The 18,891-nt window shown below is 64.8% G+C and carries 16 protein-coding genes; 10 read left to right on the forward strand and 6 right to left on the reverse strand.

Translation table 11 applies throughout. The features are described 5' to 3' along the window. Position 1 precedes the first annotated feature (1 nt). Positions 2-1,489, reverse strand: coding sequence for an Asp-tRNA(Asn)/Glu-tRNA(Gln) amidotransferase subunit GatB (gatB, locus tag ACWUI7_RS01245; protein WP_496640334.1), 1,488 nt, complete (start codon positions 1,487-1,489; stop codon positions 2-4). 101 nt (positions 1,490-1,590) lie between these two features. Here gatB and ACWUI7_RS01250 point away from each other — a divergent pair, with 101 nt between their 5' ends. From ACWUI7_RS01250 to mtnP, 5 genes are all read left to right on the forward strand, one after another. Then, positions 1,591-2,286: a phosphoribosyltransferase gene (locus ACWUI7_RS01250; RefSeq protein WP_496640335.1), complete on the forward strand. Its 696-nt coding sequence runs from the start codon at positions 1,591-1,593 to the stop codon at positions 2,284-2,286. Positions 2,287-2,292: 6 nt separating this feature from the next. After that, positions 2,293-3,018 (forward strand): HD domain-containing protein, encoded by a 726-nt coding sequence (locus ACWUI7_RS01255; RefSeq protein ID WP_496640336.1) that lies wholly within the window; start codon positions 2,293-2,295, stop codon positions 3,016-3,018. A gap of 67 nt (positions 3,019-3,085) precedes the next feature. Further along, positions 3,086-3,304, forward strand: coding sequence for a hypothetical protein (locus tag ACWUI7_RS01260; RefSeq protein WP_496640337.1), 219 nt, complete (start codon positions 3,086-3,088; stop codon positions 3,302-3,304). Beyond that, positions 3,304-4,299: a YeiH family protein gene (locus ACWUI7_RS01265; protein ID WP_496640338.1), complete on the forward strand. Its 996-nt coding sequence runs from the start codon at positions 3,304-3,306 to the stop codon at positions 4,297-4,299. Before ACWUI7_RS01260 ends, ACWUI7_RS01265 begins: the two co-directional genes overlap by 1 nt. A 51-nt stretch (positions 4,300-4,350) precedes the next feature. Then, positions 4,351-5,211: an S-methyl-5'-thioadenosine phosphorylase gene (gene mtnP / locus ACWUI7_RS01270; protein ID WP_496640339.1), complete on the forward strand. Its 861-nt coding sequence runs from the start codon at positions 4,351-4,353 to the stop codon at positions 5,209-5,211. Between the two features lie 27 nt (positions 5,212-5,238). Here mtnP and ACWUI7_RS01275 read toward each other — a convergent pair whose 3' ends face one another. Genes ACWUI7_RS01275 through ACWUI7_RS01290 form a run of 4 tightly spaced genes read right to left on the reverse strand, consistent with a single transcriptional unit; the run spans position 5,239 to position 11,464 of the window. Further along, on the reverse strand, positions 5,239-6,459 hold the full coding sequence (locus ACWUI7_RS01275; RefSeq protein WP_496640340.1) for a glycosyltransferase family 2 protein: 1,221 nt from the start codon (positions 6,457-6,459) through the stop codon (positions 5,239-5,241). Positions 6,460-6,510: 51 nt separating this feature from the next. Next, a complete protein-coding gene (locus tag ACWUI7_RS01280) occupies positions 6,511-7,455 on the reverse strand; it encodes a segregation/condensation protein A (protein ID WP_496640341.1) in 945 nt (314 codons plus the stop codon). Then, a complete protein-coding gene (gene smc, locus ACWUI7_RS01285) occupies positions 7,448-11,017 on the reverse strand; it encodes a chromosome segregation protein SMC (RefSeq protein ID WP_496640342.1) in 3,570 nt (1,189 codons plus the stop codon). The genes ACWUI7_RS01280 and smc overlap by 8 nt, the downstream gene beginning before the upstream one ends. Before the next feature lie 15 nt (positions 11,018-11,032). After that, positions 11,033-11,464 carry a DUF7518 family protein gene (locus ACWUI7_RS01290; RefSeq protein WP_496640343.1) on the reverse strand — a complete coding sequence of 144 codons (432 nt, stop codon included), beginning with the start codon at positions 11,462-11,464 and terminating at the stop codon, positions 11,033-11,035. Positions 11,465-11,584: 120 nt separating this feature from the next. Between ACWUI7_RS01290 and ACWUI7_RS01295 the strand changes: the two genes are divergently transcribed. The 5 genes from ACWUI7_RS01295 to ACWUI7_RS01315 all read left to right on the forward strand — a co-directional run bounded on the left by ACWUI7_RS01295 (position 11,585) and on the right by ACWUI7_RS01315 (position 18,391). Next, a complete protein-coding gene (locus tag ACWUI7_RS01295; protein WP_496640344.1) occupies positions 11,585-12,163 on the forward strand; it encodes a double zinc ribbon domain-containing protein in 579 nt (192 codons plus the stop codon). Positions 12,164-12,356: 193 nt separating this feature from the next. After that, positions 12,357-12,536 carry a transcriptional regulator CdrS gene (gene cdrS / locus ACWUI7_RS01300; RefSeq protein WP_496640345.1) on the forward strand — a complete coding sequence of 60 codons (180 nt, stop codon included), beginning with the start codon at positions 12,357-12,359 and terminating at the stop codon, positions 12,534-12,536. Between the two features lie 4 nt (positions 12,537-12,540). Then, positions 12,541-13,728 (forward strand): cell division protein FtsZ, encoded by a 1,188-nt coding sequence (gene ftsZ, locus ACWUI7_RS01305; protein WP_496640346.1) that lies wholly within the window; start codon positions 12,541-12,543, stop codon positions 13,726-13,728. 188 nt (positions 13,729-13,916) lie between these two features. Next, positions 13,917-16,337, forward strand: coding sequence for a type II/IV secretion system ATPase subunit (locus tag ACWUI7_RS01310; protein WP_496640347.1), 2,421 nt, complete (start codon positions 13,917-13,919; stop codon positions 16,335-16,337). Next, the gene (locus ACWUI7_RS01315) at positions 16,334-18,391 is read left to right on the forward strand and encodes a type II secretion system F family protein (protein ID WP_496640348.1); all 2,058 of its coding nucleotides are present in this window, start codon (positions 16,334-16,336) and stop codon (positions 18,389-18,391) included. Before ACWUI7_RS01310 ends, ACWUI7_RS01315 begins: the two co-directional genes overlap by 4 nt. Positions 18,392-18,429: 38 nt before the next feature. Here the strand turns inward: ACWUI7_RS01315 and ACWUI7_RS01320 are convergent, their stop codons facing one another. Beyond that, positions 18,430-18,882 (reverse strand): pyridoxamine 5'-phosphate oxidase family protein, encoded by a 453-nt coding sequence (locus ACWUI7_RS01320; RefSeq protein ID WP_496640349.1) that lies wholly within the window; start codon positions 18,880-18,882, stop codon positions 18,430-18,432. Between the last annotated feature and the right edge of the window lie 9 nt (positions 18,883-18,891).

The following is an 18,891-nucleotide window of genomic DNA, read 5'->3' on the forward strand; positions in this document are numbered from 1 at the left end:
CTCACTCTTCGAGCCGATCACGGAGGAGCCCGTTCACCTGGCTCGGGTCGGCGCTTCCACCGGTGGCTTGCATCACCTGCCCGACGAGGAAGTTGATCGCGCCCTCGTCGCCGTCGTGGTAGTCTGTGACCGCCTCTGGGTTCTCGTCGATCGCGGCGTCGACGGCGGACTCAACCTCGCCTGCGCCGGCTTTCCCCAATCCCTCGCGTTCGATCACGGCGTCGGGGTCGTCGCCGGCGTCGAGCATCTCGCGGAGAACGACCTCCTCGGCGTTCTTGACCGTCACCTCACCGGCGTCGACGAGCCCGATCAGCCGCGTGAACTCGTTGAGTCGCCCCTCGACGTCTGTTATCGCCAACTCCCGGTAGTTGAGCTCACCGAGGAGGTTGTCTGCGACCCACGTCGCGGCGAGCTCTGGGTCGAACTCGGCGGCGACGTCCTCGAAGAAGTCCGCTACCGCCTTTGTCGAGGTTAGCTTCGAGGCCGACTCGCGGTCGAGGCCGTACTCCTCACGGAACCGTTCGCGCCGCGCGTCCGGTAGCTCGGGAATCGCGATCGACTCGCGCCAGTCGGCCACCTCGAGCGCCGGGAGGTCCGCCTCGCGGAAGTAGCGGTAGTCCTTTTCAGCCTCCTTCGAGCGCATCGAGACGGTCACGCCGCGCCCCTCGTCCCAGTGACGGGTCTCTTGATCGATCTCGCGGCCGCGCCGAAGCACGTTTCGCTGTCGGGTGGCCTCGTACGCGAGCGCTTTCTCTGCGCCCTTATGACTCGAGATGTTCTTCACCTCGGCCCGGTTCGTCGATTCGAGCACTGGTGTGGGCACGGACCCGTCTGCGGCCACCGCGTCAGTATCGACGAGCGAGACGTTCGCGTCGACCCGGAGACTCCCGTCGCGGCCTGGGTCGAAGACGCCGAGGTACTCGAGTACCTCTTCTAACTTCGCGAGGAACGCACGCGTCTCTGCGGGTGAACGGAAGTCCGGCTCTGTGACGATCTCCATGAGCGGGGTTCCGGCTCGGTTGTAGTTCACGAGTGTGTGGGTGGCCGACTCGATCGAGCCACCGACGTGTTGGAGGCTCCCGGGATCCTCTTCGATGTGTGCGCGGGTGATCCCGATGGTGCGCGGCTCACCGTCGACGGCGACCTCGAGTTCACCGTCCGCACAGATCGGGGCGTCGTACTGGGTGAGCTGGAAGTTTTTCGGGAGGTCGGGGTAGTAGTAGTTCTTCCGGTGAAACGTCGTCGTCTCGGGGATGTCGGCGTCGATCGCCTTCCCGACCTTCACCGCCGCCTCGACGGCGGCCTCGTTGATCACTGGGAGCGCCCCCGGGAGCCCGAGGCAGGTGGGGCAGGTCCGGGTGTTCGGCGCCTCGTCGTCGGCCGGCTCGGTCGAACAGCCACAGAATATCTTGGTGTCGGTCTCGAGCTGGACGTGGACCTCCAGCCCGATGACGACCGCCGTCTCCTCGCTCACGGCCTGCGTACTCATTACCGATCGGTTGTGAGTGGGCCACCTAAATCGTGTCGGCACACCCGTGGGGGCGACGCGCGTCCACAAGCGCTTATGTGAGTGGGCTCGACGCGTACGATATGAGCGACCTCCCGGACGACTTCGATTGCACGCTGACGAACTGGGAGTACATCTACGGGCTTTGTCGCGTCATCTCGAACGAAGTGAAACGCGACGCGTTCGAGCCGGACGTCGTCGTCGCACTCGCGCGCGGTGGCTGGTTCGCGGGACGATGTATCTGTGACTTCCTCGGCCTCGACGACCTCACGAGCCTCAAGATGGAACACTACGTCGGCACGGCCGAGAAGGCCGACGAGGCACAGATCCGGTACCCGATGCCGGAGGGATCGGTGGCTGGCAAAGACGTCCTCGTCATCGACGACATCGCCGACACCGGTGGCTCGATTCGACGCGCCGCAGAGTACGTCGACGAGCGCGACGCGGCTACGATCCGGACCGCGACACTCCAGCTGCTCGACACCTCGTCGTTCGAACCCAACTTCGTCGGCGAGCACCTCGAACAGTGGACATGGGTCGTCTACCCGTGGAACTTCATCGAGGACATGATCGATATCATCGCGGGCGCCATGGCGCGTGCGGAGGTCGACTCGTTCGACCGCGAGGCGATCCGTCACCACCTCGAAGCGGACCACGGCGTCGGCCGTATCGAGATGGAAGTGGCCCAACCTGGCCGGCTCGACGAGGTGCTCGCTGAGATGGAGCGACGCGGAGTCGTCGAGGCGGCGGGTCCCGAGACGTGGACGCTCGCTGAGTGACCCAGGATGAGCGACGACACGGGCTCGGGCGACGCGGGCGACCCAAGCGACCCCGCTCACCCGGCCGACGCGGTTGCCCCGAACAATCCGGCAGCTCCCGCCATCGACGCGATGCTTGCGGCCTACGGGCTGAAAGACGAGCGACGAACCGGGTGGCAGCTCCGTGGCGTCTGCGACCCTGAGTCGGTCGCGGCACACTCGTGGGGCGTCGCGTACCTCGTGTTGGCGTTCGGCGACCGGTTTCGCGACGAGTTGCCCGGCGTCGACCTCGACCGGGCGCTTCGGCTCGCGGTCGTCCACGACGTCGCCGAGGCGCTGACCGGCGACGTGGCGACGCGGGCAGACGAGACGGCCGACCCTGTTGACCGCGAGGCGAAGGCCGCCGCGGAGCGAGAAGCGATGGCGACGCTTACCGACCCGCTCCCCGACCGAATCGACGACGCCTTCGCGACGTACGAGGCCCGCGAGACGCCCGAGGCGGTGTTGGTGAAGGAGTGTGACCTCCTCGACACCTGCGTGCAGGCGGTCGCTTACGAGTGCGAGGATCGGTACGATCCCGCCGCGGGTGAGCCGGGGGCGTTCACCGAGTACGACGCGCTTGACGAGTTCTTTGCGACGACCGAGCGGCGACTCCAGACCGACGCAGGACACGCCCTCTTCGACCGGCTTCGTTCCCGATACCGACAGTATCGAGCGGCCACGGGCGACGAGACAGCGTCGGCCGACCGGTGACGAGAGAGGCGTCGCTCGTTGGGGTCGAACGACACGCGTAAGCCGCCCCCGGCGCGATCACACATGTATGGCTGACGGGACGCAACGTGAGACGATGGGCGATGACTGTGGGGACGTCCAGAACGATCGCGCGGACGCCTGTGACGAGAGTGCAGACGACCGCGATGACGGTGGACGGCTGTCGGCCTCCTCGCCGATCACCCGTCGCTGGCGCGCCCTCGATCGCGGGTGGCAGGCGTTGGCGCTCGGCCTCGTGGTCGTCGGCTTCAGCGCCCTGGTGTTTTGATGTCGATCGCGACCGACGCTCGACCATACGGCGCCGGCGTGGGATTCCTTGCAGCCGGTGCGCTCGTCGCCTGGCTGGTCGGCCGGGCCGTCCCCGGACTCCAGCCGCTCGTCGTCGCAGTCGTCGTCGGTGCAGTCGTCGGCAACACCGTCGGCGTCCCGGCGGTGGCAGAGCCGGGCGTCGGCGTCCACAAGCTGGCGTTAGAGACCGGGATCGTCTTGCTTGGTGCGGCCGTCGCCGTGGACGAACTGGTCGCCGCAGGACCGACGGTGCTCGGGCTCGTGGTCTGTACGGTCGGTTTCGGACTGTTGTTGTCTGAGGCTGTCGCCAGACTGTGGTTCCGACTCGACGGCGTCGCCCCGTCGTTGTTGGCCGCGGGCGCGAGCATCTGTGGCGTGTCCGCGGTCGTCGCCATTGGTCGCGTCCTCGATGCTCGTGGGGCGACGCTCACCTTTGCGGCCGCGACGGTCCTGCTGTTCGATGCGATCACGCTCGTGGCCTTCCCGATCGCGGGCGAGTGGCTCGGGCTCAGTAACCGCACCTTCGGCGTCTGGGCCGGATTGAGTATGTTCTCGACCGGTCCGGTCGCGGCTGCCGGGTTCGCGCACTCGCCGGAGGCGGGTCAGTGGGCGACGGTGACGAAGCTCGCGAGAAACGCGCTCCTCGGTGGTGTCGCCATCGGCTACTCGACGTTGTACGCCGCTCGGTCGGCGACCGACCCCGAGGCTCGCCGGCTGTGGGCGGAGTTCCCGAAGTTCTTGATCGGCTTCCTCCTCGTCGCTGCCGTCGCCAACGCCGGTATTCTCTCGCCGGCCGCGCTCGCCGCGATCGGCACCGCCTCGGACGGACTCTTCCTCGTCGCGTTCGTCGGGCTCGGCCTCTCGATACGGCTCCGGGAGCTCGAGACGGTCGGTCTCGCCCCTGTAGGTGTTGTCCTCGTCCACCTGCTCGTGGTGAGTGGGCTGACGCTCGCGGCCGTCCAACTGGTATTGTGACTGAGGAATGCGGCTGTACACACCTAAGTGGCGAGCGCACCGAAGACGCGTATGAGCACCATCGGCTTCATCGGTGGCAGCGGTATCTACGAGGCCCTGCCGCTGTCCGACGTCCGTGAGGTCACGTACGAGACGCCCTACGGCACACCGAGCGACGCGGTCACCATCGGTGAGTTCGCCGACACCGGCCGCGAGGTCGCGTTTCTCCCTCGACACGGGAGCGATCACGGCGCTTCGCCAACCGACCTCCCGTACCGCGCGAATATGTATGCGCTTAAGCTCGCGGGCGTGACTCACGTCTTTGCGTCGAATGCAGTTGGGAGCCTTCGTGAGGATCTCTCACCCGGCACGCTTGTGATCCCCGACCAGATCTACGACCGGACGAAGCGACGACCGCTCTCATTTTACGGGGACGGCATCGTCGTTCACCAGCCCTTCGCCGAGCCGTACAGTCCATCGCTCGTCGACCACCTGACCGCCGCCGCGCGATCGGCGACCGACACCGACGTCGTCCGTGGTGGGACGTACGTCTGTATCGAGGGGCCACAGTACTCGACGCGAGCCGAGTCGGCGTTCTACCGGGATCAAGGGTGGGACCTCGTTGGCATGACCGCGATACCTGAGGCGAAACTCGCGCGGGAGGCGGAGATCGCGTACGCCACCATCGCGGGCGTCACCGACTACGACGTCTGGAAAACAGACAACGAGGTGACGCTACACGAGGTACTCGAGAACGCCGAGGCGAACCAGGCAGCGATCGAGGCGGCGGTCGAGGAAGCAGTTCGCACCCTCCCTGCGGATCACGAGTGTGCCGCTCACTCTGCGCTTGAGGGGACGATCAACACGCCGACGGAGGCGATCCCAGAAGCGACCCGCGACCGTGTCGAACCGCTCGTTGGGACGTACCTCTGAGGCGTGTGCGTGCCACTCGATGCGTCACTACTTGACGCGCCGCTCCTCGACGAGCCGCTCGCTGCCGTCGTGCGCTTCGATGTCGCCCGCTTCGAGCCGGGCGTTGACGGACTCGACGGTCTCGGGTGCGACCTTCTGTGTGACGGCAAACGAGTCGACGGGGCACACCACCCCCCACAGGGCGCCGGCCGAGTGAGCGAGGAACGCGAGGGGCGTCGCGACCACGTACGCGAGGGCCCGCCCCACTGACTTCCGATACCGTACGGTCCCCACGCTCGTGTACACGAACAGGAGCCCGAACAGCGCCACCGACGCCGCCTGGTACGCCCCAGACGCGGGAACCGCTCCCGGCGTCGCCGCCGAAACGACCACGAAGACGGGGACGAGTGGTGAGAACGCCCACGCGACGATCCGGGTGTAGTACAGCGGCCGGTACGAACGAGGGAGCAGTCCGCCGTCGGCGCGGGTCCCCGAGATCCACCGTCGACGTTGGGCCACCATCGCTCGTATCGATGGCGGTGCCTGGTTGCGAAATCGAACGTCGAGCACCGCGAAGTCGAGCCGCCCGCGTGCGGCGGCCCGCCAGAGGAAGTTCGTATCCTCGGTGACGGTCGCCGCGTCCCACGTCACCGCGTCCTCGACTGACGCCCGCACGGCGAGACAGCCCCCCCACGCGTACAGTGGGTACCGGAGACGGTGAAACGCGAACTGCTCGTACTGGTACCCGATCCGGAACACCTCACAGACGTACGTCACCCAGGAGCCAGTGTACAGCGGCAGCTCGGTGAACTGCACGATGTCGGCGTCTGGAAGCCCCACGAAATCGGTCATGATCGTGTCCTCGTCGAGGTACATGACGTACTCTCGATCACACGCGACGTGCCGTCGAGCCCACTCTAGGGCGCGGCCCTTGTGCGTCGCCGTACACTCGAACGACTCGGGAACGACGCGAACCGCCGCGTCGTCTATTGACATCGGCGTCTCGGCGACGACGACGACGTCGTCGATACCGTCGGGGACCGCGTCGACGGTTCCTCGTACCACGGCGGCCGCGTCGACGGTGAGGATCCGAACCTGCACCTCGTCGTACCCCCAGCGTACGTCTTCGGGTGCCACGCGACCGCCCCGCGCGAGTACCGTCGCCTCGAGCGTCCACCAGAGCGCCGAGAGCCCGTACAGGCCGAGTGCACTCCAGAGGACGGCCGCGACGGCCACTCCCACCGGTGAGGCGGCGAGCGTGTCGATCACGGTCGTAATGTGGCTCGCCACGACATCAACGTACCGAGACGTGCCGCGCGATCAGTCCGCGACGGCCTCCGACTCGCCAGTTGCCGCCGCGGGATCGCGGATCCAGAGGTCGCCGAACAGCTCGTCCTGTCGGAGGACGACGCTCCCGCGGTGTGCCATGAACAACAGCCCGAGGAAGGTCATGAACGGCCGCCCGCCGGCATCGGACACCTCGGCGAATAGGACCTCTACACGGCCGGCGTCGAAGTGCGGTCGCACAGCTGTTTCGACGTCGTCGATGACCGTCTCGATCTCCTCGTCGTGGGTACGGTCAGTCGCCTCCCCGGCGGTCGGCTCGCCCTCGCGACGGAACTCGTCGCCCGCGTGGTAATCGAGCGTCTGTGTCCCGCGGTCGTAGCCGCTCGGTGAGGCAGTGGTGTCGTACTCGCGTGAAGACTTCCACCACGAGTCGCGCTCGGCGTCGCGTAAGTCACGAACCAACTCGTCCAGCGTCTCCGGGGTGCCGCGTGCACGCTTGCGCTCTAGTCGCCGGTCCATCTCCGATTCGAGCGCGTCGATCGGGTCGTAGCCCGGGTCGGCCGGATCCTCGACGCCGCCTTCCATCGCCACCTCCCACGGCTCTGGTTCAGGCTCCTCGTCTGTGTCGTCGACGAGCAGTTCGTCGCTCTTCATCCGGAGGAGGACGCTCGCATAAAAGAGCGCCCGGCCGGTCGTTCGGAGGTCGATCTCGTCGAGCTTCGATAAGAACGCGTCCGTCACGCGGACGATATCGATGTCCCACGGCTCGATTGCGCCTTCCTCGGCGAGCTGGACCAAGATCTCGACGGGCTCGACCTCCTTGTCGCCCATCGCCTCGTCCTCGCTGTCGTCGGTCACCTTCACGTCTCTATCGTCGTCGTCGCGCCCCAACTCGTCGATCGCACCCGCCCCCGGCGTGTCGCCGTCGCGTTTCGTCGTCAGATCCAGCGAGGGTATGCCGTCGTCAGGGTCAGTCATCTGCGCTCGCCCCCTCGCCGAACTGCATGCCGGTCACCGCAGATCGATTGTCGCCTTGCATCGTGACGCCGATCGCCCGGTCGGCCCGCTCTAACAACGCTGAGCGGTGCCCGACTACGACGAATTGCGCGTCGGCGGCCAGCTCTTCTATCATCTCGCCGACCCGCTCGGCGTTCACCGCATCGAGGAAGGCGTCGACCTCGTCGAGTGCGTAAAACGGCGCCGGGTTGTGTCGCTGGACCGCGAAGATGAACGAAAGCGCCGTGAGCGACTTTTCTCCACCACTCATCGCCTCCAGCCGCTGCACTGGCTTGTCTGCGGGCTGGGCTCGCATCGTGAGCCCCTCCTCGAACGGGTCGTCTGGGTTCTCTAAGATGAGTTCCCCGGTTCCCGCCGAGAGCCGCGAGAAGATATCTTCGAAGTGGTCGTTGATCGACTCAAACGTCTCCACGAACGCGTCCTTCTTTTCTGCTTCGTACCCTTCGATGCGCGACTGAATAGCATCACGCTCTTCGACGAGTACGTCGCGCCGCGCTTCGAGTTGCTCGAGTTCGGCAGCCGCCTCGTCATACTCGTCTATTGCGAGCATGTTCACGGGTTCGAGCGCCTCCATCTCTGATTCGAGCGACTCGATCTTCGATTCGACAACGTCGAGATCGGGGATCGCGTCTGGGTCGTAGTCTCCGACTTGCGAGTTGAGCTCGTCGACCTCCCACTCGAGCCGGTCGCGCCGGTCGGTCAGCTCTTCGAGTGTCGACTCCGCATCCGTAACGAGTGACTGCTGCTCGTCGCGACGCTGTTTTGCAGCCTGTATATCCTCTCGCAGTGACTCACGCTCCGCCTTCAACTCGGCAAGCTCGTCCTCGAGATCGGCTATGGCCTCGCGTTTCGTCTCGAGTGTCGCCTCCGTCTCTTCGATCGCCGCCTCGTGGTCTTCGATCGCCGCCTCGGCTTCGGCTTTCGTATTTTGTGCCTCCTCGACGGTGTCGTGGAGGTCGTCGACGGCGTCTTCGGCGTACGACTGTTCGAGCTCCAGCTCTGTGAGCCGTCCGTCGAGTTCGGTGGTCCGCTCTTCGAGCCCGGTAATTTCCTCGCTGAGCTCGTCGGCCCGCGCCGACAGCGCCGGGATCTTCGAGTCTCCGAGCGCCGCCTCCAGCTCCTCGATGTCGGCTTCACGATCGGCTATCGTCTCGTCGAGTGATGAGAGCCGCTCGTCGAGTGCGGTCATCTCGGATTCGACGTCCTCACGCGCCGTCGCGAGCGACTCGAGCTCGTCTTCTAACTCCTCGATCCGAGCGGTGGTTTCCTCGAGATCACGTTCTGCGCGGTCGACGTCGGCTTCGAGCGACCGAACCCGCTCTGTGGCCTCGACCTTCCGGGCGCGGGCGTCGTCGATGTCGGCGTCGAGTTCGTCGATCGTCGCCTGGAGTGTCTGGCGTTCGTCTTCGAGTGTCGCGATCTCGGTCGCGAGCCGTTCGAGCTTCCCCCCGCCAGCGCTGGTGAACGAGTATCGCGAACCGCCCCCGGAGCCACCGGTCATCGCACCCGACTTCTCGACGAGGTCTCCGTCGCGTGTCACCATCCGGTAGTCGCCCATTAGGTCGCGAGCAGTGGCCATGTCCTCGACGACGAGCGTCGACCCCAACACGTACGAGAAAATCGGGTCGTAGGTCGACTCGTACGTCACGAGGTTCCGCGCGAAGTCGACGACGCCGGGCATCGACGGGGTCCGCGGCAACCCCCGGTCGTCCATCTTCGTGATCGGTAAAAACGTGGCGCGACCGGCGTTTCGCCGCTTGAGATAGTCGATACACGTCGAGCCGACGCCGTCGTCGTCGACGACGACGTTTGCGAGCCGCCCGCCTGCAGCTGTCTCACACGCCTCGGCGTACCGCCCGTCGACGGAGCCGAGCTCGCCAACTGCCCCGTGGACACCGTCGATCCCGCCGTTTTTTACTTCGGTCACCGCCCGTGGCCAAGAGCTGTCTCCTCGCTCGCTCGCGGCCGCCTCCAGCGTTGCGTACTCGTTTTGTTTCTCGCGCAGCTCCGCTTCGAGCGCCTCGAGCCGCTCTCTTTTTTCGGCTTTCTCCGCGAACAGCTCGGAGATTGCTTCTTCGATGGTTGCGTGATTCTTCTCAGCCTTGTCGAGTTCACCGTGGAGCTCTGAGAGGCGTGCTCGCAGGTCTGGGATCGACTCCTCGGCGTCGGCGAGCTCCTCGCGCGTCTCTTCGACCGCGTTGGACCGTCTTCGAGCCTCGTCGAGAAGTCGGTCCTTCTCGCGTTGTGTCTCGTGTTTCTTCTCGCGTAACGACTCGAGCGTCTCTTTCGTCTCGGCGAGCTCGGCTTTCAGATCGTCGAACTCGGTGTCGGCGCCTTCGATCTCGGCTTCGACGTCGGAGACCTCGGCGCGTTTGGTCGCGATCTCCGAGACGATCGATGCCTTCTCGACTTTCACTTCGCGGATCTCACTCTCGAGTTCGTCGAGCGTCTCCTGTTTGCGGTCGATCTGGACGAACGCGTTGCGCCGCTCGGTTTCTGCCGTCTCAACTCGCTCGCGTGCGGTCTCGATTTGCGCTTCGAGCCGCGAGCGCTCACCTCGAAGTGATTCGATCTCCGAGCGGATCGCGATTTGTTCGTCCTCGCCTTTGGTCTCTATCTCGTGGGTAAGGTCTTCGAGGTCCTCTTCGAGCCGCGTAAGTGCTCCCTGTCTCGTGTCGAGTTCGGTCTGACGCGATTCGAGCGTTTCGCGCGCTGACTCGATCTCCTCATCGACGTCCGCGAGGGCGTCGCGTTTTTCCTCGAGCTCGGAGGCCTTGCGGAACCCGCGGTACTCTTCGACATCCTCGCGAAGAGATTGGTACTCGAGTGCAGTCTCCCGTTCGGCTTCGAGTTGGTTGAGCCGCCCGCGTTTCTCCTCGATGCGAAGGTCGGCTTCTCCGATCCGGTCTTCGACCGTATCGAGCTCGCCGAAGGCGGCCTCCTTCTTCTCGTCAAACTCGGCGACGCCTGCGATCTCGTCGATGATCCCCCGCCGCTGGTACGGCGTCATGTTGATTATCTCGGTCACGTCGCCCTGCATGACGACGTTGTACCCTTCCGGGGTCACCCCGGCCGCGGCGAGAAGGTCGCGGATGTCCGAGAGATTCACCGAGCGGCCGTTGAGGTAGTAGTACGAGTAGTAGTTGTCGTCTGTCTCTTTGACCCGTCGTTTGATCGTGATCTCGGAGACGTCACCAACGTCCTCCGAGCCGGCCGCGGAGACGACTTGTGATCGGTCGAGAGCCCCATCCTCGTTGGACAACACGACGGTGACCGCGGCCTCGTTCGGCCCGCTTCCGTCGACCTCGTCGTCGTGACCAGGGTTGTAGATGAGGTCGGTGAGCTTCTGGGCGCGGATCCCTCTGGTCCGTGCCAGCCCGAGCGCGAACAACACCCCGTCGATGATGTTCGACTTTCCGGACCCGTTCGGTCCGGTGACGACGGTGAAATCCTCATAGAACGGGATCCGCGTCGTCCGTCCGAAGCTCTTGAATCCGTCGAGGACGACCTCGGTAATGTACATGACGGCGGTGACGTCTTACGCGACAATAATGTCGCTGCTTGCGTTGTCTGTCTCCGACTCGCGGTCGCCGTCACCAGACTCGGCGGTCTCGCTTGACCCATCCCCGTCGGTCGCTGTCGACTCGGGACCGACTTCATCGACACCCGCGACAATGAAACCATCGCTATCGGTGGCCTGTGCGTTGTCGCTTGTCGGCTGTTCTGCGGCTGTCTCGCCGGCTTCCGTCTCATCGGTGACCGCTGTCTCGTCGTCGGTCGACCGTTGTTCGACGACCTCAGCGTGGTCGTCTGACGTGGTCCGGCGCTCGGCTTTGACGGTCTGCGCCTCGTGGTCGGCTTCGAGCTGACGAACGCGTTCTTTGGTCTCGACGAGCTCTTCGGTGAGTCCGTTTACCGCTGCCTGCAGCTCCGCAACCTGGCGTTCGAGGTCTTCAACTCGATTACTCATATACACTCGTATGCCCGCGCGGGAGGTATAAATCTGCGTCAGACAGACGTGTGACCACACCGCATGAACTCCGCTTCCTGAGCGAAAGGACTTATACCGATGGTTGCGTTATCACGAACGATGAGCAAGATCACCTTCCGAGCCGACGACGAACTCGTCGAGCGACTGGAAGCGTGTGACGCCTCAAAGAGCGAGGTGATGCGCGAGGCGCTTCGGACGCACCTCGCGGACGACCCCGAAGACGACGCAGACGCCAACTCGCTCGAAGCGATACTCGCTGATCGCGTCGACGAACTGATCGAGGACCGACTCGATGCGGCATTACCAGCCCGTGGCGCTGCCAGACCGCCGGACGCTACACACTCGTATGCACCCGGAGATGTGACCGTAAACGTCACGCTTGACGCTCCTGGCGCTGATATCGACGACGCGCGTGTAACCAGAGACGGCGATCCGACCGACGACCCAGCGACACGTAAGACACAGGATGTGGACCCCGGAGCGACGCCCGAAGGACAGCGCGCCTGTGTCGGCTGTGGTGAACACGTTCCGGACGGAGACGTGTACTGCCCAAACTGTGGGGAGAAACAGTCACACCGGGCGTTCTGTGAGTGCGGAGACGAGGTGCGGACGGACTGGGCGTTCTGCCCGGGATGCGGTCGGCGGACCCCCGCTGCAGACGTGTTACACGACCCGTGAACAGTCCCAAACCGAACACCTACAGGGTGGTGGTGTCATACATCCGCCGGTAGATTTATATCATTAGCTTCAGACGTCTCGCCTGTGTAAGACGACCGTCTTACAGCCGGCGACGTAATCGGGGATGTCCCCGGTGAATCCGCTGTGTTCTGTAAGACACGCAGTCCGTCGTCTTACCGGGGGAATACAACATATGGAGCGTGTGACACTGCGCATTCCGAAACAGCAGATCGACGAGGTGGAACAGATGGTCGAGACGGGAGAGTTCCCGAATCGGAGCGAGGCAATCCGGTCGGCCGTTCGCGAGATGCTGAGCGAACAAGACACAGAGCGCGACGACCGCGGCCGCGCACACAGCTGGGCGAAGGTGTAAACCGATGCAAGATCTCGTTCAAGACGCCCTCGAAAACGCGGAGGCAGAAAAGCGCGAGCTTGACACCAGCACGGACGACGACGACGAGTTCGGTGATCCCCGAATCGTTATCGTCGGTGCGGGCGGCGCTGGTAACAACACCGTCAACCGACTGTACAACATCGGCGTCGACGGTGCCGATACAGTCGCGATCAACACGGACAAACAGCACCTGAAGATGATCGAAGCCGACACCAAGATCCTCGTGGGTAAGTCACTCACACAGGGACTCGGTGCCGGTGGCGATCCCAAGATGGGTGAGCGGGCGACCGAGATGGCCCAGGGAACGATCAAGGAGGTTCTCGGTGATGCCGATCTCGTCTTCGTCACCGCGGGGATGGGCGGCGGCACCGGCACCGGTGCGGCACCCGTCGTCTCGCAGATCGCCAAAGACCAAGGTGCCATCGTCGTCGGGATGGTCTCGACGCCGTTCAACGTCGAGCGCGCCCGCACGGTGAAAGCAGAAGAAGGCCTCGAGTCGCTTCGGAACGAGGCCGATTCGATCATCGTGCTCGACAACAACCGGCTGCTCGATTACGTGCCGAATCTCCCGATCGGCAAGGCGTTCTCGGTGATGGACCAAATCATCGCCGAGACGGTGAAAGGCATCTCCGAGACGATCACCCAGCCCAGCCTGATCAACCTCGATTACGCCGACATGTCGACGATTATGAACCAAGGCGGCGTGGCAGTCATGCTCGTCGGCGAGACACAGGACAAAAACAAGACCCAAGAGGTGGTCAACGACGCGATGAATCACCCACTCCTTGACGTCGACTACCGCGGCGCCTCTGGCGGACTCGTCCACATCACCGGCGGCCCGGACCTGACACTAAAAGAGGCCGAAGGGATCGCGAACAACATCACCGACCGGCTTGAGGCCAGTGCCAACGTGATCTGGGGTGCCAGAATTCAAGACGAGTACAAGGGGAAAGTCCGCGTGATGGCGATCATGACGGGTGTCCAGAGTGCACAAGTGCTCGGCCCGTCAACCCAAAAGCAGGCGGACCGGTCGCGCGCCAGTATCAACGGCGACCTCGGTGATACAGGGTCGCGTGCAGCCGAGGCGAACGGAAGTGCCGACCGCGCCGCTTGGGAAGACGGCGGCACCGATCCCGTCGAGACCAACAACGGACTCGACGTTATTCGGTAGCGACGGACACCGACCACATCGCCACCGATCGCATTTTCGCCGACTGACTGTCTCCCGTGAGTCACGACTCCCATAGACGGCCGCTATTCACCGGCTGAGCCGACGGTTTCGTTCTCTATTCTGGTTTCAGAATCATGAAACGAAGTTTATCTTACTCGCGGGAGCCACCACGATTGGACAAGGTTGACGTGACTCCCGGACCAACCCTACAGATCGGCGGTGGTAGCGACGACGAGGAGGCAACGGTTCCGGCGCCGATTCCGCCAGCCGACCCGGACGCCTGGTACGCGCCCGACGTCTGCGCCCAGTACGAATCGGCACCTGGCGTTGTAGCGACGATTCGGTCACTCGAGACCGGCGGCTTCGCGTATGACGTCCGCGAGCCTCGGCTCTCATCGGCTGACGAATCCGCTCTCGATGCGGTCCGTGCGCACTTCGCATCAGCACGCGGTCGCCGTCCGCTCACCCGTGCAGGGGCGATCGAACTCGCCGCTACCGGCTTCGAACCAAAGTACACCCGGGTGCTCGACCGGTTGCTCTCGGTAAGCGATGCGGCACGACGGCGACTCGATTACCACGCGCTCCGTGCGCTTCGGCTATTCGGCGACCTCACCCCGATCGCACTGGACGAACGGATCGCTGTCGCCGACGTCGGTGACGACGAGGAACTCATCGTACACACGGACGCGTTTGCCCCGCTCGAGACGGGTGTCGACGCGGACGCCGACTTTATTGAGCGGGTCGCCGGCGAGCGGTTGGCGCGGTACACCGTCGAGTTTGCCGGCTTTACCGTCGACGTCGTCGTGTACCGTGAGCGACTGCTTGGCTCTGACGCGTTCGAGGTGAAGTACGCCGCACTCGAGCCCGACCTGCTCCCGGGTGACGACTTGTTGATCCGCGAGTGTAAACGACGCATTTGGGAGACGCCCGTCGACCACGTGATCGACGACCTCAACCGATTTGTGGCCGACCACGCTCAACGGTACCTCTCACGGCGACTCGCGGGAAGTCCCTCTCATAGCCTGCTCGACCGCGCAGCCGCTCGTATTCGCCGTCTTTTCACGGGTCGCGTATCCCGATCCCAGCCGGTGGATCCACCCACCGAAACTGACCGGATCGACGACCTCGTGTACTACGTGGTGCGCGATTTCGTCGGTGAGGGCGTGCTCACCGTCCCGATCCGTGACCCCCACCTCGAAGATATCGAGGCGAATCGCGTCGACGAGCGCGTGAAAGTGGTCCCCCGGCCGGCGCTGCTCGATGCTGACGGGGAAGGGTCGCCGGGTCACACCGGCGTCGCCCCCCTCGGTGGTGCTGGTCGGGTCCCGACCAACCTCGCGTTCACCGACGAAGCGTCGTTCGTCAACGTCGTTACCCGCCTGGCGGCTCGTGATGGTGTCGAGCTCACCCCGGCAGTCCCTTCGGCGAAAGTGAACCTCGAGCTTGAGGCCGTCCCGGAGACGGTCCGCTGTGCGGTCGCGTTACCCGCCATCTCAGCAGACGGTCCACACGTCTCTATCCGGAAGCAGGCAGCCAACCCGTTGACACCAGTCGATCTCGTCCGCCAGAACGCGCTGTCCACCCCGCTCGTCACGCTGTTGTGGATGCTGTATGAACACCACGGTGTGGTCCTCTTTGCGGGACCGACCGGGGCCGGCAAGACGACGCTGATGAACGCGCATATGCCGTTTATCCCCTTTGATGACCGGCCCATCTCGATCGACGAGGGATCCCGGGAGGTTCGACTGCCCCACGAGACCGGCGTCGCGCTCACGACGCGCGACCACGAACACGAGTACAAATCGGTGCACATGGCCGCGTTGATGACGGAGGCGAACTACCTCAACCCGGACGTCGAGGTGATAGCAGAGATCAACACCCCAGCGAGCTTCGAGACCTTCGCAGAAACGGTAAATGCGGGCCATGGCGTCGTCGGTACCACGCACGCGGCCGACGTCGACACCCTCGTCAACCGCGCTATTGAGCGGGGGCTTCCCCCGTACCTCCTGCGTGAGGTCGACCTCATCGTCTTCCTGAGGCAGGTCGGCGGTGATCGATACGTCACCCAGACTGTCGAACCGCTCTCTCCGGCCGAGTACGAGGCGCTCGACCCGGCCGCACGAACAAGCCGAACCGGTAATCCAAAACACGGTGGTGCCGGCGTCGTCGAGCGACCCGGTGCGACGGTTCACTACAATACGATCGCGTGGCGAGATCCGGACGGGACGGTTCAGACGACGGGGCTCCCGACCGACGAGCCATCGAACGCCGATGCAGGTCGGGGGATGCACGCACTCGCCCGATTGGCGGACCGAACCGACCGGGATGTCGCCGAGGTTGAGACCGAGTTTCACACAAAACACCGCTACGTGCAGTACCTCGTGCGCGACAGTATCGACGACTTCACCGAATTGTTCGAATTTCTCGCGGATCTCAGGGCGGACGAGGCGGCGACCGTCGAGCGCGTTGCGCGCTCGCTGCGCACTGACCGAGCCGCGGCTGCCGTCGATCCCGACAACGTGACTGCGGCGACCTCGCGGTCTCCACGGTCAGAAGAACGAGATGGCGTCGGTGATGGCGGTGGCGACGTCCCAGGGGGCGCCTCGTGACCGATCATGGAGCGACCGAGGCGGCTCGGTCAGCTGTTGTGGACGAGCCGATCGATCGCGGTGGCACGACGGAGGACAGACGTGGGTCTTCAGCTCGTCCCGCTCTTTCGGTTCGTGCCGGTTTCGTAGACCACTCTGGGCCCCTCGACCGACCGAATCGGTGGGGACCGCTCGTTCGACTCGACGAGGCGGCGTACACGCTGTTCGCTCGTCACGCCGACGATCGTCGACACGACGGCGACCGCGTCCGGTACCGTGGGGCGACCGCGTCCACTCCGTTCAGTATCTTCATTGCTCGGCTGTACGCGCTCTCGTGGGTCGGGTGTCTCCTCGCGCTTCCGCCGGCATTCGTTTTTGCCTCGACGGTGGCTCCGACGATCGCCACCCAAGCCACGCGGGCGTTCGCTCGCGACGCACCGTTTGTGACACCCAGTCTCTCGCCGACGTCGATTGCCGCCGTTCTCGCCGTTCTCGCCGGGATCGTAGCTAAACGCGCGACGATTGCTCTCGGCGGTCGTTACCTTCGCTGGCTCGTCGATGCGCGGCGCACGCGAATCGAACGCACGCTTCCAGGAGCGGTTCGGTATCTCGACGTCCTCGCCGCAGGCAGCGATGACGCCCGGACGATGGTCACACGAGTGTCTAGTAACGAGGCGTACGGCGGGACGGCGGTCTCGTTCCGGAAAGCGCTCAATGCGGCACAGATCACGGGAAGCCTCGACGCAGGGCTCAGGCGTGTCGCGCGCGACACGCCCTCTCGTGACCTGCTCGCCCCATTCTTACTCAAGTTCCGCCAGCATCTCTCACAGGGCGACGAGGCACTTGCGGGATTCCTCCGGACGGAAAGTCGCCTCCTCGCGCATCGACAGGAGCATGCACAAACGCGGGCGCGGCGATATCTACAACCCGTCGCTGAGCTCTTTGTGTTCGTCTTAGTCGTCCCTGCGCTGTTTGTCGTTGGGGTGACTGTCGCCAGTGCGTTCGTTCCGGCGCTTTCTCGCCCGGTTGTGACACCGGTTGGCACCGTTTCACCCCGTGCGCTGGCGGTGTATCTCTCCGTCTGTGTTCTCCTTGGTGTCGGAATCGTGGGTGTCACAGCGACGAGCGCCCTCAGACCGACTGGGTCACATCCGATCTACCGCCGTCCCCCCGGGATTCGTGGGGCAATGCAGACCGCGCTGTCGAATCCCGCAAGCACGTCCGTGGTGGCGCTCCCACAAGCCGCCCTCGTCGGCGGGTGGCTCGCGTACGCCGGGTACCCGCTGGTGACGGTTGCGTTGCTCTCGTACGTTGCGTTTGCCCTGCCGGTCGGACTCGTGGCGGCTCGACGCCGCCGGATTGACAACGCGAAAGACCGCCGGCTCGCCGATTTTGTTTACGCGGTCGCACGCCAGACGTCGATCGGCCGGCCGTTTCCCGCCGCCGTGAAGACCGCGGCGCGCGAGACCGATCTCGGCGTGCTCTCGGCCACTGTTGCGTCACTCGCGTTTGCGCTGTCGATGAGCACGACCGGCGGAGCCGACAGCATTGGCGAGTCGGATCTGTCAGAGCCCGCTGCCGGGGACGTTCGGACGGCCGCACTCAACCGGTTCGTCGACCGCGTCGACACGCCCCTCGCCGACCGGACGGTCGGGCTCGTCGCTGGTGCACTCCACGCGGGTGCTGCAGTCGACGCCGTCTTCGAGACGCTTCAAATTGAGGTCGACCGACTCACCCACGAGAAGCGTGCGCTTCGAGAGGCGATGTGGCGGTACGTCGTCGGCGGCTGGGTGGCGGCGCTGTCGGTTGCCGGGCTCATCGCGGTAATAACCGCCGGCGTGATGGACGCTGACCGACTCGTCTCGATTGCGAGGGCGCTCGGCGGACCGTTCGACGTCGTCTCCGTGGTGCCGGCGCTAGAACGGTTTCGACTATATGTCGTCGCGCAGGCGACGCTGATCGCTTCGGGGTGGTTTGCCGGGGCTGCCGCCGGTGGTCGGTATGGCGCCCTGCTCCACTCGGGGTTGTTGGTCGGCGCCTGCTACGTCGGCTTCGTCGGGCTCGGCGTGGTGTGAGCTCGATCGGAAGACCACTCACCCACACCACTCGGTATTCATGGCTCGAGTGATCGCTCGATCCGCGCCGTAAGCTCGTCCGGATCGAGCCGGTAAAACGCGAACGAGACGGTTGCGGTCGGCTCGCCGAAGATGTCGACGATCGGTATCCGGCCGGTTCGCTCGAGGCCGGCGATCGTCTCGTCGGCGACCGCGTCGTCTGTCGTCGAGACGAGCCGTCCGGCAGCGACAACGCTCCGCCATCGGTCGTCCGGATCCCCGTAGGTGACGAACGTGACGGGGCGGTCATCGAGGGCGCCCTTCGACCGCGTCGGGCCCACGGCGAGCCGGAAGTAGAACACCTCCTCGACCGGGTCGTAGCCGTACGAGACCGGCACGCCGTGTGGGGGCTCGTCGCCGTCAGTCCCGAGAGCGATCACGCCGGTTCCGGCACGCTCGAGGAACTCGTCGCGCTGGTCGTCGTCCATCCGAACCGCGTCGTGCTCGGCCATGGTGAACTG

It is taken from the genome of Halorubrum orientale (genome assembly GCF_059623105.1).

Coding starts and splice junctions, on each gene's coding strand:
- gatB (WP_496640334.1), bottom strand. CDS start 1,489: ATGAGTACGCAGGCCGTGAGCGAGGAGACGGCGGTCGTCATCGGGCTG.
- ACWUI7_RS01250 (WP_496640335.1), top strand. CDS start 1,591: ATGAGCGACCTCCCGGACGACTTCGATTGCACGCTGACGAACTGGGAG.
- ACWUI7_RS01255 (WP_496640336.1), top strand. CDS start 2,293: ATGAGCGACGACACGGGCTCGGGCGACGCGGGCGACCCAAGCGACCCC.
- ACWUI7_RS01260 (WP_496640337.1), top strand. CDS start 3,086: ATGGCTGACGGGACGCAACGTGAGACGATGGGCGATGACTGTGGGGAC.
- ACWUI7_RS01265 (WP_496640338.1), top strand. CDS start 3,304: ATGTCGATCGCGACCGACGCTCGACCATACGGCGCCGGCGTGGGATTC.
- mtnP (WP_496640339.1), top strand. CDS start 4,351: ATGAGCACCATCGGCTTCATCGGTGGCAGCGGTATCTACGAGGCCCTG.
- ACWUI7_RS01280 (WP_496640341.1), bottom strand. CDS start 7,455: ATGACTGACCCTGACGACGGCATACCCTCGCTGGATCTGACGACGAAA.
- smc (WP_496640342.1), bottom strand. CDS start 11,017: ATGTACATTACCGAGGTCGTCCTCGACGGATTCAAGAGCTTCGGACGG.
- ACWUI7_RS01290 (WP_496640343.1), bottom strand. CDS start 11,464: ATGAGTAATCGAGTTGAAGACCTCGAACGCCAGGTTGCGGAGCTGCAG.
- ACWUI7_RS01295 (WP_496640344.1), top strand. CDS start 11,585: ATGAGCAAGATCACCTTCCGAGCCGACGACGAACTCGTCGAGCGACTG.
- cdrS (WP_496640345.1), top strand. CDS start 12,357: ATGGAGCGTGTGACACTGCGCATTCCGAAACAGCAGATCGACGAGGTG.
- ftsZ (WP_496640346.1), top strand. CDS start 12,541: ATGCAAGATCTCGTTCAAGACGCCCTCGAAAACGCGGAGGCAGAAAAG.
- ACWUI7_RS01320 (WP_496640349.1), bottom strand. CDS start 18,882: ATGGCCGAGCACGACGCGGTTCGGATGGACGACGACCAGCGCGACGAG.